This window comes from Carboxylicivirga mesophila (assembly GCF_018271975.1).
Lineage (GTDB): Bacteria > Bacteroidota > Bacteroidia > Bacteroidales > Marinilabiliaceae > Carboxylicivirga > Carboxylicivirga mesophila.
This window is the reverse complement of sequence record NZ_JAGUCN010000002.1, coordinates 285,187-300,534: the sequence shown is the minus strand read 5'-3', so window position 1 is coordinate 300,534 and position 15,348 is coordinate 285,187. Positions and strand designations below refer to the sequence as shown.

Here is a 15,348-nt window from a genome sequence, read left to right as displayed (position 1 = left end):
ACACTTTTTTTTGAAAAAAAATTTACGGTAACAGCGCCAATACAAATATGGCTGTTTTCAGATGCTTGAGTTTTGAACGCAGTGCCCTGTTGGCGAGGGTAATATGACGTTCAACACCTTTTGTAGTAATTGCTAACTCTTTGGCAATTTCGTTATGTGAATGTCCTTCAATTTTTGACAGCTGATAGACTTCCCGGCGCTTTTCGGGTAGACTTTCAATGGCCTTCTTTATTTCAGCCCAAACATAAAAATCATCAGCATCATTCAAGGATAAGTCAAAATCATGTTTATACACCTTATCGATGGCCTCATAATTACTGGCAAATTCAATAAATTTCTCGTGTACCTTTTGCTGCTTTAGCTGATTGATGCATTGATTGCGAATGGCGCGATACAGCCATCCAACCAAGGTTTGATCCTCATTAATTGCCTCGCGATTATTCCATAGTTTAAAGAACGCCTCCTGCACTATGTCTTCTGCTACATCAGACTGGTTGATAAACATAGTAGCATAATTAAGCAGACGCCTGAAATACGATTTATAAAACTCCTGGAATGCTTCAAGATTCCCTTCGCGAATCTGTTGGGCAATTTTTTTCTCTTGGATCATATCGCTTCTAGTAAATGCAAATAAATGTTAGCTGTGAATTTGCAAGGCTCGAAAGTAAATTAAAATGTATCCTGCAACAATGGTCAAATGTTCAGCAAGGTGGGTAAATGTGTATCCCCAAATCTACACGTTGATTATCAACTACTTAAAGACACTCTAGTCCATTTGAGGCGGGGTATATGATTGGTCAATCATATGACAAACATCAGTTAAATAACATTATTTAAGAAATAAGGCTTTCAGGCATGTCCTATTTGTATACCATTTCACCCCAATTTCTTTAACAAGCAGTAAGACTTATTTTGAAAGATTATGAATATTGATGCGTAATTAACCTTCGAAACGAATGACAACAAATGCGATTGCAATAAAAAAGGCCCCTGAGATTCAGGAGGCCTTACAATTGCTTTAGTTTTTTATCTATTCTTTTTGCTCTAACTCATTTACATCATATGTCTTTAATGGATTCTTGCCAAGCTCAATATTCATCTGACGATTACGACAAACGTCTACCGCCAGGTACACAGCTTCCCTAAATGAATCTTCTTTTGCCTTATCCTGACCAGCAATTTCGAAAGCTGTTCCATGATCGGGCGACGTACGAATAAATGGCAGACCAGCCGTAAAGTTAACTCCTTTTGAGAACGTAAGTGTTTTGAACGGTGCCAGCCCCTGGTCGTGATACATGGCCAGAATAGCATCAAAGTTACGAAACTGTTCGCTACCAAATAAGCCATCAGCAGGGTATGGCCCTAATGCCATAATTCCTTCTTCTTTGGCTTTATTAATGGCTGGTATAATAATACCCTGCTCTTCGCTCCCGATTACACCACCATCGCCAGCATGCGGATTGAGTCCAAGAACGGCAATACGAGGGCGACGTATCGAGAAATCTTGTTGCAAGGATTTATTTAAAGTACGTAACTTGCTTAAGATACTTTCCTCAGTTATTTTTGAGGCTACCTCTTTAATTGGCACGTGACCAGCAACCACGCCTACCTTCATATGTTCCGAAACCATCAGCATCAAAGCTTCTCCCTCGCCTGCTACTTGCTGCAAATATTCGGTATGCCCAGGAAATTTGAATGACTCCGATTGTATATTCTCCTTATTAATAGGAGCTGTCACCAAGACATCAATCTTTCCTTCTTTCAAATCACTTACCGCCATCTCAAGCGCCTTATAGGCTGCATCGCCTCCTATAGTGGTTGATTTCCCCAGCTCAACCCGGATATTATCATCTAAACAATTAATAATGTTTACGCGCTTATTGTGCGCATCATCCACACTATTAATACTGTTTAAACTGAAGTTGGGAATATTAAGTGCTTTGCGATGGTAGGCTGCTACCTTAGATGAACCGTAAATAACAGGCACAAAAGCGTCAAACACTCGGGCATCAGCCAATGTTTTGAAGATGACTTCATACCCTATTCCATTAATATCGCCGTGGGTGATTCCCACTTTTATTTTATCACTCATAATTTCATTTTTTCTGCCACACACCTTGTGTTTCAGCTATTGGGCACTAAAATTAATATAATTTAGCAAACTAGCATCTGTTCTTCAGAAACTCATAGAGCAAACGAACTCCTACTCCGGATGCACCAGAACCGCGATAACTGTCTTCTTTTTTAACAAATGCAGGTCCGGCAATATCTAAATGAATCCAGGGATTACTAACGAAATGGCTTAAGAACTTACCGGCTGTAATGGCTCCGGCCTCGCGTCCGCCAAGATTTTTAATATCTGCTATGTCCGACTTAATCAACTCGCCATACTCATCCCAGAAAGGGAAACGCACGATGCGCTCGTACACACAGTTACCGGCTTTTTCAAGCTCATTAAAAACCTCATCAGATGCAGTTCCCATGCCTACCGTAGCATATTGCCCCAATGCCATGACTGCACTACCTGTGAGGGTGGCTAAATCAATAACCAACTCAGGCTCATACTTTTCTGAATACGATAAGGCATCAGCTAATATTAAACGACCTTCAGCATCGGTATTGAGCACCTCCACGGTTTTGCCATTGTGCATAGTAAGAATATCACCCGGTACAATGGCATTACCTCCGGGACGATTATCGGTCGCCGGTATTAAACCAATTACATGCAGAGGCAACTTATTGGCCGCAACAGCAACCAAGGTTCCTACTACAGAGGCTGCCCCGCCCATATCAGACTTCATATCATCCAGGCTACCAGGAGGGGTTTTCAGGTTAATACCACCTGTGTCATAAACCACTCCTTTACCTACCAATACAATGGGCTTGGGATTTTTAGTTTCTTCCGGCTTCCATTCAAGTATATGAAAAGCCGGAGGATCAACGCTTCCTTTATTGACACCCAGCAGGCCGCCGAACTTAAGTGTTTCAAGCTTTGTCTTGTTAAATACTTCAACATCAAAACCATGAATAGCACCCAGCTCACTAATGGTTTCTGACAACTCTTCCACATTCAAGGTTGAAACAGGTTCATTTACCAGATTGCGTGTTACAAAAACGGCATTACTCAGGAGACGTAGCTCATCTAAATCAGCCTGATTAAGAGCCGATGAAGCCACCCAGATGCAAACATCCTTTGTTTCATCTTTTTGTTCGGTCTTATATTTTTCAAATCGGTATGACGACAAAGCTATCCCTTCGGTTAAAGCTAATGTCAAGGCCTTATCGCCAATAACATCATAAATACATACATCTGCCTTTTTATCCTTTTTCATGTTGGCATATACCGAAGCTCCATCTTTACGCAGTGCCTCGTATAATTTGTCAGATGGCTCTTCATCGCTAACAATTCGTACATAGTAGACAATGCTATAGTTTTGAATGGTAATCAGAGTTTCCTTGGCCTCTATTTTAGCATCGACATATGCCAGCGCTTCATTGTTAAAGCCAAAATTCTTTAGCACTCCGGCATCTTTTACCAGGAATACATTGCGAACGCCATCAGGACGTTCGCCAGTATGTTTTATCGTTAATTGCATAATAATTGTTTTTAATCTGAAAGCTGTGGCGTTCCGCTATCTTTTGACTGACTCTGTGCCTTGAAATACTCACGAATCATCACTTTCTTCATCTCACGGTGAATAATTAATTCAGTTAAGGCATCTTCATATGAGACATCTCCCATCTCTCGCTGATAAACGGCCACTTGTCCTTCTGTAACATCTATCCGATACAAAAAGTTGAGAAACTGCGAATAGTGCTCTCCCATGATGCTTTCTATGTGCACCTTCATTTGCCTGAACACCTCTTCATAAAAGCCTTCAACATCGCCTGAGAATGATACTTCAAAGCCAAACTCGGCAAAATCCTTAATAATCTGGGCAGCTGCTTTCCTGATCAAATCTTCGCGCCCGCAGGCCTGTCGCAAGGCAGTACTATTTAGTTGTGGCAGCATAATTTATTTAAAAGTAAGTGTATACATCAGGGCTTCCATCTGACGAATCTTATCCCGCTTATCAGGCTTCTCGGGAGAATAAACAAAACCATCAGTAATCACCACGCGGTTACTTTTCTTGTCGTAATGCGCTTGCAACACAAACGGTCCGCCCATCATATCGTTCTGCACTTTCCATAAACCACGCATCTCAACCACCTCATTGCCATTAATTTCCGTCTTTTTGTATATAACCGGATACAAATGTTCCGTTGTCATAAATGAACCTTCGGATGGCCCGGGAACATTTTTATGCAGTATTGAATCGCGTTTATTCAGCAGATACTCTTTTGAGAAAGTGCCTTCACCCACATATGGAACCTCATATAAGAACATGCCTTGAAATCCCCAATCAGCAGCTTCATTCATCCAAATAAATGACTTGGTTGACTTTTTATTGCTTAAACTATTGGGAATGGACATGTGCACATGAAACGTTGAATCCGTCAGTTTCATCAGTTCATCACTTGCAAATTTTTTATATTCCCCTATAAAACGCTCACGTTCAGCTTTATTAAAGAAACTAAGTATTTTTAATTGATTGGCTTCAACCAATTGCTTCAGACTGGCCGTATCTTTGGCTGTAATACTCACAACTGCCTGAGGTCTGGCCCATCTATCGTGGTAAAATTTCACGGCCTCTTCTTTAACATCAGGTTTAACGGTTACCATCACAATATTTCGAATCGTCCGTAAAAAATTGGCAAATGAACGATGCGGCGCCACACTCATTTTAAAGTGAGGTTCCTCCTGTGGCAGACCGAGATAAGTCTCAGTCAGTAAAGCCTGCAGCTCTTCGCCACCAGGAGACGTTTTAATCTTATCATCCATTACAACCAGCATTTCGCCAGCTTTACCGCCAACATTAGGTTTATAGCCGGTTTGCTTATCCTTACAACCAACCATCAATACAACAATGGCTATCAGTAAATATTTAAAGTGTCTCATACTATGATATTTTATTTGATTAAGGTGTTTCTTACTTATCAGCAACTGGTTAAGTGCCACTTCCGTATTTTCGACTACTTAATGAAGCATTATCTACCACATAACCATTATCTACCCTAAGTCGGGGCTTAACGCTTAACTTTTCATCTGCCACAAAGAAATATTCTTGCCGCTTAACAGGCCGCCACACCCACAAGCGCTGATTAACATACAGGTTCCGGTTGGGTAAGTTGTTCCAATATATTAAATCGCTGATGCGACATTCGTTGTCGATGGCAATTTTATGAAAGAACTCCCCTTTACTAACAACATGAACTGCCAATTGCCTGCCTGTTTTATCACCAACAGGTAAGGCTGCAGCCACAGGAGCCGCTCCTTCTTTTAGCAATTTCTCGGCTCTCACAAACTTAAGCACACCGCTTTTAGGCAGAAATACTGGCACTGCACCATTGCTTACCGGGATGTATTTTTGCGTATACGAAGGATTTAACCACTCAATAATTTCCATAGAAGTTTGAGAAGCCTCCTTAATTTGCTCGAATGTGAGCGACTTATGAATATAAACCGTATCGACTTCATCAAACTTTAAAGGAGCTGGCGTTGCCACCACATCATGCCGCTGATAATTGTTCATAACATAGTTAACCGCAATAAAAGCAGGCACGTAGCTCTGCACTGCCTTTGGCAGATAAGGTTGCAGTTCCCAAAAATTGGTTTTACCTCCTGAACGTTCAATGGCTTTTTGTACCACCCCAATTCCACCATTATAAGCCGCCAATGCCAATTGCCAGTCGTTCAGGTTATGATATAAGTACTTCAGGTATCGACAGGCGGCCTCTGTGCTTTTTACAGGATCACAACGCTCATCTACATAATTATCAACCTTAAGATCGAACATGCGTGAGGCATGATACAGAAACTGCCAAAGCCCCATTGCCCCGGAACTGGATTTAGCGGTTGGCTCTAAGGCGGATTCGACTATTGCCAGGTACTTCAATTCGAGCGGCAAATTGTATTTGGCCAGATACTCTTCGAAAAGAGGAAAATAATATTCTGAACGCCCAATGATATTGGAGAGATGCTCTCGTCTTTTAACCGTATATACATCAATATAGGCTTGAACTTTAGCATTGTAATCCAATTTTACAACGGTTGATTTATCCAACTCCTTCAGGCGGTTTTCATACATCCACGCAGGATAGTGCGGGTAATCATGTGTACCAACATATCGGGCATATACATTTGCCCCTGATAAAATGATAGATAAAATTAGCAGCAATCGTAGCATTCAGAATTTAATTTTTGGGTGCTGGATATACACCAAAGGCCAACCCTCAATGAGGTTCGGCCTTCGCAATATACAATTGATAAGATCTAATGCTTACTTTGATGAATCGTCGATGGCCTCATTCTTTTTGTCACCATCTGACTTGTTATCATCGTCGTTACGCGCCTTCTTAAACTCTTTCATACCCTGTCCGAGTCCTTTCATTAACTCAGGAATTTTACGTCCACCAAACAACAATAACAAGGCAAGTATGATAAGAATCCACTCTGGTCCGCCGGGCAATGCCCATAATATTACGTAACTGTTCATCTCTTAATAGTTTTATTATACAAATTTAATAAACTCGCTTATTTAAAGAAAGCTTTAAAGATATCATTTCCATTGGCAAATAGCAGCAGTCCTAACAAAAGAATCATGCCGGTGATTTGGGCGTACTCCATAAACTTATCGCCTGGCTTTCGGCCTGTTACAATCTCGTACATTAAAAACAATACATGACCACCATCCAGTGCTGGAATTGGCAAGATGTTCATAAAAGCCAGAATCATTGAAATCAATGCTGTGTTCGACCAGAAAACATACCAGTTCCAGGTTGAAGGAAACAATTTGCCCATGGCTCCAAAACCACCAACCTGCTTGGCGCCTTCTTTGGTGAAAATAAGTCTTAGTTGTTTCACATAGCCCACTAAGATGTCAACACCTTTGGCAATACCTTTTGGACAAGCCTCCCAAAAGCCATACTCATGACTTTGAATATCAACATAGTTATCAGCTGTCACAAGGAAAAATCCTATTTTCCCTGATTTAGGAACAACCAGATTAAGCGACATTAATGAATCCTGACGAACAAAACCCAGTTCAATTTCTTTCTCTACATTATCAGTTAATGCCTTGGTAAATTCATTGAAATAAGCTGTTGACATCCCATTAATACTCACAATGCTATCACCGGCAAGTAAACCTGCTTCATCGGCACTGGAGCCTTTCATTAAATCTTCAACAACAACAGGAAAACGCACTTGCGCAAATGTTCTGACTTCTTCTGAAATCATACGCTGATCATAGCCTTCAGGAATGGCCAGCATCAGCGTTTGTTCACCACGCTTAACGGTTAGCTGACTAGCATTTTCAAGTAAAATAAAACGGGCTATATCACTACTTTCCTCAACTTCATGTTCATCAACCTTTAGCACCACATCACCATCCTGCAAGCCTATTTCTTTAGCCACTTCGTGATAATATAAACCATGTTTGGCCGATTGAACCGGTATATATTCCTCTCCCCAGGTATATAGCACCATCCAGTAAATAAAAAAGGCGGTAATGAAGTTCACCAAAACACCACCAACCATAATCATCAGTCGCTGCCAGGCCGGCTTTGAGCGAAACTCCCATGGCTGCGGAGGCTGAGCCATTGCTTCTTTATCCATCGACTCATCAATCATTCCTGATATTTTCACATAGCCACCTAGTGGCAGCCAACCAATTCCATACTCAGTTTCGCCTTTTTTATATTTGAAAAGGGTAAACCAGGGATTAAAGAACAAATAAAACTTCTCTACTCTGGTTTTAAATAAACGGGCAAAAAAGAAATGTCCGAATTCATGCAGTATTACCAGTATTGATAAGCTTAGTAATAGCTGCACTGTTTTTATAAAAATCTCCATTAATTATTCTGATTTTCTGAATTAAGCAACAAATATATTCTTTTCACATTAATAACCTGCTGATATTTCACAGCAGCCTTCATTGTTATACCAGTATGTAAACAGCTCAAACCACAAAAAGGTCGAAGCAGCTCGTTATCTGGCATTAATTATTTCTTCAGCAATAGCACGAGCCTCTGCATTGCTTTGTATGTAATCGTCGAGTGATGGATGATTCACAAGCGATGCCTTCATCATTGTTTTCTCAATCACATCCGACATTTCAACAAAACCGATTCTCTGCTTTAGAAAACCATCAACAGCCACTTCGTTGGCCGCATTAAGAATACATGGCATATTACCTCCTTTATGCATCGCCTGATAAGCCAGATCGAGGTTTTTAAACACTTTAACGTCCACCTTTTCAAAGGTTAGCTCAGGATAATCCATAAAGTTAAACCTCGGAAAATCGGACTTATATCGCTGTGGAAATGTCATGGCATACTGTATGGGCAAACGCATATCGGGCAGCCCAAGCTGTGCTTTGATGGAACCATCTTCAAATTGAACAAGAGAATGTACAATGGACTGTGGGTGAACCACTACTTCAATATCATCGGGCTTCACATTAAACAGCCACCTGGCTTCAATGGCCTCCAGGCCTTTATTCATCATGGATGCACTGTCGATGGTGATTTTATCGCCCATTGACCAGTTGGGATGATTCAAGGCCTGACACCTGGTTACTTTTCGCAGAAAATCAAGCTTCTTTCCCCTAAAAGGGCCACCCGAAGCTGTAAGAATAATCTTCTCAATAGGATTATGAAACTCACCTGCCAGACACTGAAAAATAGCTGAATGCTCCGAATCAACCGGCAAAATACTTACCTTATTCTCCAATGCCAGCTTAGTTATAATATCACCTGCTACCACCAAGGTTTCTTTATTGGCCAATGCAATCTGCTTACCAGCCTTGATGGCATTAATAGTTGGCAGTAAGCCTGAAAAACCTACCATGGCAGTTAACACAACATCAATGGAACTGATTTGTACCACCTGTGCTATTGCGTCGTTTCCGGCATACACCTTAACATCGCAATCCCTAAGGGCATCGCTTAATTGCTGATATTTATCTTCGTTACCAATTACAATGGTATTGGGATGATATTTTTTGGCCTGCTCAATAAGTAATTCAACGTTATTGTTAGCAGTTAAAACCTCCACTTCAAATTGCCCCGGATGGGCATCAACTACCTCTAAAGCCTGAGTTCCTATTGAACCAGTAGAACCCAGTATCGCTATTCTTTTTGACATTAATTTTTACTGTTGTGTGTATGTAAGTCACTATTCAAATGACATGTATTGCTCAGCATCAAGGGGCACTCCATTGTACCACAATTCAAAATGCAAATGCGGGCCGGTGGTAAGCTCACCTGAATTACCAACATTGGCTATGGCTTCGCCTGCCTGCACTTTATCGCCCATGGTTTTGAGCAAACTTTCGTTGTGCTTATATATGGATATTAAATTATTGGAGTGCTGAATCTGAATGACATAACCTGTTTCAACAGTCCATCCTGTAAATACAACTGTTCCATCGAGTATAGCACTAACACGACTCCCTGGATTGGCTACTACATCAACACCGTAGTGTCCTTGAGTTTCGCCAAATTTATTAACAACCACACCTTTAAGTGGGGTAAATAAAAAGCTGTGTTCCAGTTCAAACTTTGTGCCTTTGTTGCCCAAAACTGCCAGGTTAAATTTTTCCTCACGCTCAACCTGCTCGCGGAAAATTGAGTCTTCCTCTGACTTTTTGAAAACAACATTGCTGTTTGTACCTGGTCCCTCGGCATCCTCCAAATCTTCAGGCATGGCACCCTGTGGCACATCACCAGCCACAATCGCTCTTATGTCCTTGAAAAACTTATCGCGCCTTTCAATTTCCATAATAAGGCTATCTACTCTTTCGGAATTTTGTATAATTAACCTTCGCTGCTGGCCATCCGGGTAACCTGGTATATATTCGCGGAGGCCTGTAAATGCAATTAAAAAAATAACCAACACTATCAATACAGAAAGGCTTACTCCAACAATGGTAAACACATTGAGTCGGGATAAACGCATTCCAAAAACCTCCTCATAGGTTTGCTCATTAAAAATCGCTAAACGATACTTATGCCGGAGTTTATCAACTAATTTCTTTCCTTTATCTTCTCTTGCCATTAAGCTAAAAATTCAATTGAAGCAAAGGTAAAAAAAGTCATCAGAATACATTAAAAATACCGCAATAACTCTTAGCCTGCACTACATAACAACCTCAATTTCTCACCCCTATCAATTCCACTTTTAAATCACTGATTATCTTCCTCTTATAACTTAAGAACTGATTTCAAATTAATTTTCGTCAAAAAAAACAGTCCGTTTATGGAAGGCTTTTTTTTTTATAAGCACCAACCACCCATTCAACATTGAAATTTAAACACTCATGGAATACCCTTTAAAACCTTTGGCTGAAACGGGACTGGCATCTACTTTTATACCTGAAAACAACACACCCGGACGGTTTTGTAAATAAGCTAAAAAGGAAAGAGTATGATTATTAAATTGATTACAGGACTTGGGGAAATACGTATGCACAGGAAAGTTGCAGGGATTGAGTTCCCCCGTAAAAACGAGGTTCAGGTCGTATTTAAAGATACTTATGCCGACTTGGTTATTCCAATTTCACCAGAAATGGATCACCAGCTTTTAGTTGGTATCTTTTACGATTACCTTAGCCACCCCGCCAGCCGAATTGCCATCGCATAATTATTTAGAAAGCATATCATAAGCTGCAAAAGAAATTTGAACTGAGATTTCTTTTGCAGTCTTTTTGATTTCTGTATCTTCATATACATAAACGTGCTATATATGAAAGATATACAACTGCTCATTTTAATTCTGTCACTTATCATTTTTCAAACTTCCGCTCAGGACAGAATTACCGGCTTCAACTTTGCTTCGCGAAGTGAAGTGATCGCACAAAATGGCATAGCCTGCACCAGTCATCCCCTGACCACTCAAATTGCAATAGATATACTAAAACAAGGTGGTAATGCTATAGATGCCGCCATTGCTGCCAACGCCGCCTTGGGCTTGATGGAGCCAACCGGCTGTGGCATTGGTGGTGACCTGTTCGCCATTATTTGGGACGCGAATACAAAACAACTATATGGGCTTAATGGCAGTGGTCGATCTCCTCAATCACTATGCATCGACTATTTTAAAAGTCAGAATCTTGATAAAATTCCTTCGTACGGTCCATTACCAGTGAGCGTTCCTGGCTGTGTAGATGCCTGGTTTGAATTACACCAGCGCTTTGGCCAACTTACTATGGAAGAAATATTAGCGCCAGCCATATCGTACGCCGACAATGGTTTTCCCCTAAGTGAACTAATTGCCTATTATTGGGAGCGTTCGGTTAAGTTTCACCAAAAATACCCGAATGTAATTGACACCTATACCTGCAATGGACATATCCCCTTGAAAGGCGACATATTTAAAAATCCGTATCTGGCTGAAAAATACCGACAATTGGCTAAACAAGGCAGAGACTATTTTTATAAAGGAGCATTGGCCGAAACCATTACTGCATTTATTCAAGAACAGGGTGGTTTCCTAAGCATGGAAGACCTGGCAAGCCACCATTCACAATGGGTTGAACCTGTTTCTGTCAACTACCGCGGTTACGACATATGGGAATTACCACCTAACGGACAAGGCATTACTGCCCTCCAGATGCTAAACATTATTAAAGGGTACTCTTTTGAGAAAGAAGAATTTGGTACAGCACGTCATCTGCATCTTGTGACCGAAGCAAAGAAACTGGCTTTTGAGGACAGGGCAAAGTATTATGCTGATATGGATATGCAGAACGTACCTGTTGAAGAGCTTATTTCAGAAGAATATGCTAAGCAAAGAAGAGACTTAATTGATATGCAAAAAGCCGGACAATATGTTGCCGGCACCATTAGCCATGGCGAAACGATATACCTAACCGTTGCAGACCAATGGGGCAATATGGTTTCGCTGATACAGAGCAACTACCGAGGAATGGGATCGGGTATGGTACCGCCTCAATGTGGGTTTATGCTGCAAAACCGCGGGGAGCTATTTTCACTAAATCCAGACGATGCCAATGCTTTAGCGCCCGGCAAAAGACCTTTTCACACAATCATACCAGCCTTTGTGACCAAAAACCAACAGCCAGTTATGAGCTTTGGTGTAATGGGTGGTGACTTTCAACCGCAAGGGCATGTGCAGGTTTTAATGAATATTATTGATTTTGGGATGAATCTGCAGGAAGCAGGAGATGCACCACGATTCAGTCATACTGGCTCATCGCAACCAACAGGTATAAAAGTAAAAGGGAAAGGTCAGCTAAATATCGAAACCGGCTTTAGCGACAAAACCATTTTAGAACTCTCAAAAATGGGTCACTCAGTAGGCTTCCTGCCAGGTTCTTATGGCGGCTATCAGGCTATATGGTACGACAGTAAAAGAGGAGTATACATTGGTGCATCAGAAAAACGGAAAGATGGAATGGCTGCCGGGTATTAAAGCATAAAATTATAAAACAGGCAAGTGTTTAACATTTTAATAAGCAATAATTCACCTTCAAACTATAAAAGTCGACCATTTGTCAAAAAAAGTTTAGAGCATATTCCTTTTTGAGTATTTTAAAAGTTCTTTAATCGGAAACCAGTATGAGTTTGACAAAACTGTTTGCAAATAAGAAATCTGTATTAAATCGTTTCAAAAAAATTGAACCGACCATTTATGACATTATTACACCCGTTAACCGTTATATTGGTCAGAAGTATTTTGAAGCCACAGCCATTCAGCTTTGTCAGCTAATCGAAGCAGATTATGTAATTATCGGTCGTTATTCAGCTCAAACCAATTCTGTTGAATCCATTGCCTTTGCCGATGGCGCTAAAGTTATGCCTCAGGTCAATTACAGTCTTGAAAATACGCCCTGCGACAACGTTATTGGCAAAAACACCTGCCGCATTACATCCGGTGCCTGGGAGCGTTTCCCCAAAGATAGCTTTTTGGCTGACAAGAAGATAGAAGGCTATATAGGTATTCCGCTTTTTAATTCAGGCTACCAACCCAATGGCATTTTCATCGCTCTTTATCGCAACCCAATTGCACAGGCTGAAGTTATCGAGTCACTTGTTTATCTCTTCACTCCACGTATGAGTAGTGAAATTGAGCACATAAAGGCCAAAGAGGAACTCAACCTTAGAAATAAAGAGCTTGAAATCACACATCTCGAACTCAAAAGAAAAAACACAGAACTGGATATCTCGTTAAAGAAGCTGCATGAGGCACAGAAAAAATCTGCAGAAAACGACCAGCTAAAATCAACCTTCCTGGCCAACTTAAGTCATGAAATTAGAACACCCATGAACGTTATTCTCGGTTTTTCAGAATTACTAAAGACCGAATCCTTAAGTTCCGAAGAGAGAGATGAGTATATCGGTATTATTAATCTCAACGGGCTGCAATTGCTCAAGGTTATGGATAACCTGATAGATATTTCCAAACTACAAACCCGTTTAATTCAGGAAGGCCCTAAACTTTTCAACCTCAATAGTCTGCTTGAAAACATGCTGAAGCATTACATGCGGGAGGTTAAATTAATGCATAAACCGCTACAACTATACCTGGAAAAGGGACTGGAAGATAGCAATGACCAAATTATTACCGATCAGCAAGGCCTGCTTAAGGTGTTAAACCATTTGCTTGACAACGCTGTAAAATTCACCAAAGACGGCTGGGTTAAGTTTGGCTACACTGTTGCTGAAGACCGTTTATGGTTCTTTGTGAAAGATACCGGCATAGGAATTCCTGAAGGGAAAGAAGAGGTCATCTTTGACATGTTCAGACAGGTATCCACCTCCAACAACCGCGAATTTGGCGGCAACGGCTTAGGCTTGGCCATTTCACAAAAATACATCGACACACTAGGGGGTGAAATTTGGCTCGACAAAACCTATAAAGAAGGTGCTAAATTTTGTTTTACTATCCCATTCCAAAAAACCCATAAACTTAACAATGAAATACCCAAAACAAGCCTTATGTAGCAATCAGAACGCTGCCATCAACAAGCCAATATCTTTATAAGGCATATTAAACCTACGGCCAATATAACTATTGGTCAGTATACCTTTATAAAGGTATACACCATTACTCAGCCCAATATCCTCTTTAATAAGATGATGTACACCTCCAGCCTCACCCAATCGTAGGATGATAGGTGCAAAAATATTACTTAGCGCAATGGATGATGTGCGTGAAACGCGGGATGCTACATTTGGTACGCAATAATGAATAACCCCATGCTTTGTAAATACCGGATGATCGAAGTCGGTACATTTACTGGATTCGAAACAGCCACCCTGATCCATACTCAAATCAATGATTATAGAGCCCTTTTTCATCTGAGCGACCTGTTCTTCGGTTACCATAAAAGAGCGTCCCGCATGCATATGACGTATGCTTCCCAGCACTGCATCGGCACTTTGCAATGCTTTAGTCAGCGCCTGCGGATGCAATACGGAAGTGAAAATTCGTTGGCCAACATTACGTTCCAGCTCCCGTAGCTTGTGATAAGAATTATCAAACACTTTGACCGAAGCACCTAGACCCAAAGCAGCTTTGGCGGCAAATTCACCAGCCGTACCTGCTCCTAGTATCACCAAATCAGCAGGAGAGATACCTGTTACACCTCCCAATAAAACTCCTTTTCCATTATGAGCTTTACTGAGGTACTCGCTGGCTATCATAACCGAGGTAGTTCCTTCTATCTCACTCATGCTGCGTACAACCGGATAGCAGCCATTTTCATCCTTTAGTAGTTCAAAAGCTATGGCATTCAAGCGCCTATCGAGCATCTTCTGCAAAGATTCGCGCGTTTGATTATACAAATTCACAAGGGAAATAATCAGCTGATTAGGTTCTAACTGATTGATCTCATCTTCGGTTAAAGCTGATACTTTAAGGATGATATCAGCTTTTAGTACTTGCGATTTTTCCTTAACAATCTGAGCACCGCATTCAGCAAAATCATGATCAAAATAATGCGCTCTATCACCCGCTCCAGATTCAAACAATACATTATGCCCATTTTCGACCAATAGCTCGACACCCTGCGGTGTCAAAGCCACTCGGTTTTCAAAATGAGAACTTTCTTTTGGTATACCTATTGATAGTTTTTTCTTCCGTCTGCCTACCTCTAACATTTCCTCCTGCGGAAGCAGGTGGCTTTGTCCCATTGGGAAATAGGAAGTTTTATCGCCCATCATATTCTATCTGTTTACCTTTAATACAAGGCATCAAGATAGCAAAAAAAGACTAATAAAGGA

The 15,348-nt window shown here is 40.9% G+C and carries 14 protein-coding genes; 3 read left to right on the top strand and 11 right to left on the bottom strand.

All coding sequences use genetic code 11. The features are described from left to right. Positions 1 to 22: 22 nt before the first annotated feature. The 10 genes from KEM09_RS03225 to KEM09_RS03180 form a co-directional block, all read right to left on the bottom strand. Entirely contained in the window at positions 23 to 610 is a 588-nt protein-coding gene (locus KEM09_RS03225; RefSeq protein WP_212225428.1) for an RNA polymerase sigma-70 factor, read from the bottom strand. Positions 611 to 1,030: 420 nt separating this feature from the next. Beyond that, complete coding sequence (pdxA, locus tag KEM09_RS03220; RefSeq protein WP_244824793.1) at positions 1,031 to 2,092, bottom strand: 4-hydroxythreonine-4-phosphate dehydrogenase PdxA; 1,062 nt, start codon at positions 2,090 to 2,092, stop codon at positions 1,031 to 1,033. 70 nt (positions 2,093 to 2,162) lie between these two features. After that, the gene (locus KEM09_RS03215) at positions 2,163 to 3,596 is read right to left on the bottom strand and encodes a leucyl aminopeptidase family protein (RefSeq protein WP_212225426.1); all 1,434 of its coding nucleotides are present in this window, start codon (positions 3,594 to 3,596) and stop codon (positions 2,163 to 2,165) included. A gap of 11 nt (positions 3,597 to 3,607) precedes the next feature. Further along, the gene (locus tag KEM09_RS03210; protein WP_212225424.1) at positions 3,608 to 4,012 is read right to left on the bottom strand and encodes a hypothetical protein; all 405 of its coding nucleotides are present in this window, start codon (positions 4,010 to 4,012) and stop codon (positions 3,608 to 3,610) included. Between the two features lie 3 nt (positions 4,013 to 4,015). Continuing rightward, entirely contained in the window at positions 4,016 to 4,999 is a 984-nt protein-coding gene (locus tag KEM09_RS03205; protein WP_212225422.1) for a DUF4837 family protein, read from the bottom strand. A gap of 49 nt (positions 5,000 to 5,048) precedes the next feature. Beyond that, positions 5,049 to 6,287 (bottom strand): lytic transglycosylase domain-containing protein, encoded by a 1,239-nt coding sequence (locus KEM09_RS03200; RefSeq protein ID WP_212225420.1) that lies wholly within the window; start codon positions 6,285 to 6,287, stop codon positions 5,049 to 5,051. Positions 6,288 to 6,380: 93 nt separating this feature from the next. Further along, positions 6,381 to 6,596: a Sec-independent protein translocase subunit TatA/TatB gene (locus KEM09_RS03195; RefSeq protein WP_212188241.1), complete on the bottom strand. Its 216-nt coding sequence runs from the start codon at positions 6,594 to 6,596 to the stop codon at positions 6,381 to 6,383. Between the two features lie 38 nt (positions 6,597 to 6,634). Continuing rightward, complete coding sequence (gene rseP / locus KEM09_RS03190) at positions 6,635 to 7,954, bottom strand: RIP metalloprotease RseP (protein WP_212225413.1); 1,320 nt, start codon at positions 7,952 to 7,954, stop codon at positions 6,635 to 6,637. A 135-nt stretch (positions 7,955 to 8,089) separates the two neighbouring features. Next, a complete protein-coding gene (locus KEM09_RS03185) occupies positions 8,090 to 9,247 on the bottom strand; it encodes a 1-deoxy-D-xylulose-5-phosphate reductoisomerase (RefSeq protein ID WP_212225404.1) in 1,158 nt (385 codons plus the stop codon). 30 nt (positions 9,248 to 9,277) lie between these two features. Beyond that, the gene (locus tag KEM09_RS03180; RefSeq protein ID WP_212188244.1) at positions 9,278 to 10,159 is read right to left on the bottom strand and encodes a M23 family metallopeptidase; all 882 of its coding nucleotides are present in this window, start codon (positions 10,157 to 10,159) and stop codon (positions 9,278 to 9,280) included. Positions 10,160 to 10,528: 369 nt separating this feature from the next. Here KEM09_RS03180 and KEM09_RS03175 point away from each other — a divergent pair, with 369 nt between their 5' ends. The 3 genes from KEM09_RS03175 to KEM09_RS03165 all read left to right on the top strand — a co-directional run bounded on the left by KEM09_RS03175 (position 10,529) and on the right by KEM09_RS03165 (position 14,067). Continuing rightward, on the top strand, positions 10,529 to 10,744 hold the full coding sequence (locus KEM09_RS03175; RefSeq protein ID WP_212225402.1) for a hypothetical protein: 216 nt from the start codon (positions 10,529 to 10,531) through the stop codon (positions 10,742 to 10,744). A 102-nt stretch (positions 10,745 to 10,846) separates the two neighbouring features. Next, complete coding sequence (gene ggt / locus KEM09_RS03170; protein ID WP_212225400.1) at positions 10,847 to 12,535, top strand: gamma-glutamyltransferase; 1,689 nt, start codon at positions 10,847 to 10,849, stop codon at positions 12,533 to 12,535. A 146-nt stretch (positions 12,536 to 12,681) separates the two neighbouring features. Continuing rightward, positions 12,682 to 14,067: a GAF domain-containing sensor histidine kinase gene (locus KEM09_RS03165; protein WP_212225398.1), complete on the top strand. Its 1,386-nt coding sequence runs from the start codon at positions 12,682 to 12,684 to the stop codon at positions 14,065 to 14,067. A 3-nt stretch (positions 14,068 to 14,070) separates the two neighbouring features. Here KEM09_RS03165 and KEM09_RS03160 read toward each other — a convergent pair whose 3' ends face one another. Further along, positions 14,071 to 15,288: an alanine dehydrogenase gene (locus KEM09_RS03160; RefSeq protein WP_244824791.1), complete on the bottom strand. Its 1,218-nt coding sequence runs from the start codon at positions 15,286 to 15,288 to the stop codon at positions 14,071 to 14,073. Between the last annotated feature and the right edge of the window lie 60 nt (positions 15,289 to 15,348).

What these genes read in the sequence shown, in the direction of transcription:
- KEM09_RS03225 (WP_212225428.1), bottom strand. Translation starts at nt 610, where the DNA reads ATGATCCAAGAGAAAAAAATTGCCCAACAGATTCGCGAAGGGAATCTT.
- pdxA (WP_244824793.1), bottom strand. Translation starts at nt 2,092, where the DNA reads ATGAGTGATAAAATAAAAGTGGGAATCACCCACGGCGATATTAATGGA.
- KEM09_RS03215 (WP_212225426.1), bottom strand. Translation starts at nt 3,596, where the DNA reads ATGCAATTAACGATAAAACATACTGGCGAACGTCCTGATGGCGTTCGC.
- KEM09_RS03210 (WP_212225424.1), bottom strand. Translation starts at nt 4,012, where the DNA reads ATGCTGCCACAACTAAATAGTACTGCCTTGCGACAGGCCTGCGGGCGC.
- KEM09_RS03205 (WP_212225422.1), bottom strand. Translation starts at nt 4,999, where the DNA reads ATGAGACACTTTAAATATTTACTGATAGCCATTGTTGTATTGATGGTT.
- KEM09_RS03200 (WP_212225420.1), bottom strand. Translation starts at nt 6,287, where the DNA reads ATGCTACGATTGCTGCTAATTTTATCTATCATTTTATCAGGGGCAAAT.
- KEM09_RS03195 (WP_212188241.1), bottom strand. Translation starts at nt 6,596, where the DNA reads ATGAACAGTTACGTAATATTATGGGCATTGCCCGGCGGACCAGAGTGG.
- rseP (WP_212225413.1), bottom strand. Translation starts at nt 7,954, where the DNA reads ATGGAGATTTTTATAAAAACAGTGCAGCTATTACTAAGCTTATCAATA.
- KEM09_RS03185 (WP_212225404.1), bottom strand. Translation starts at nt 9,247, where the DNA reads ATGTCAAAAAGAATAGCGATACTGGGTTCTACTGGTTCAATAGGAACT.
- KEM09_RS03180 (WP_212188244.1), bottom strand. Translation starts at nt 10,159, where the DNA reads ATGGCAAGAGAAGATAAAGGAAAGAAATTAGTTGATAAACTCCGGCAT.
- KEM09_RS03175 (WP_212225402.1), top strand. Translation starts at nt 10,529, where the DNA reads ATGATTATTAAATTGATTACAGGACTTGGGGAAATACGTATGCACAGG.
- ggt (WP_212225400.1), top strand. Translation starts at nt 10,847, where the DNA reads ATGAAAGATATACAACTGCTCATTTTAATTCTGTCACTTATCATTTTT.
- KEM09_RS03165 (WP_212225398.1), top strand. Translation starts at nt 12,682, where the DNA reads ATGAGTTTGACAAAACTGTTTGCAAATAAGAAATCTGTATTAAATCGT.
- KEM09_RS03160 (WP_244824791.1), bottom strand. Translation starts at nt 15,288, where the DNA reads ATGATGGGCGATAAAACTTCCTATTTCCCAATGGGACAAAGCCACCTG.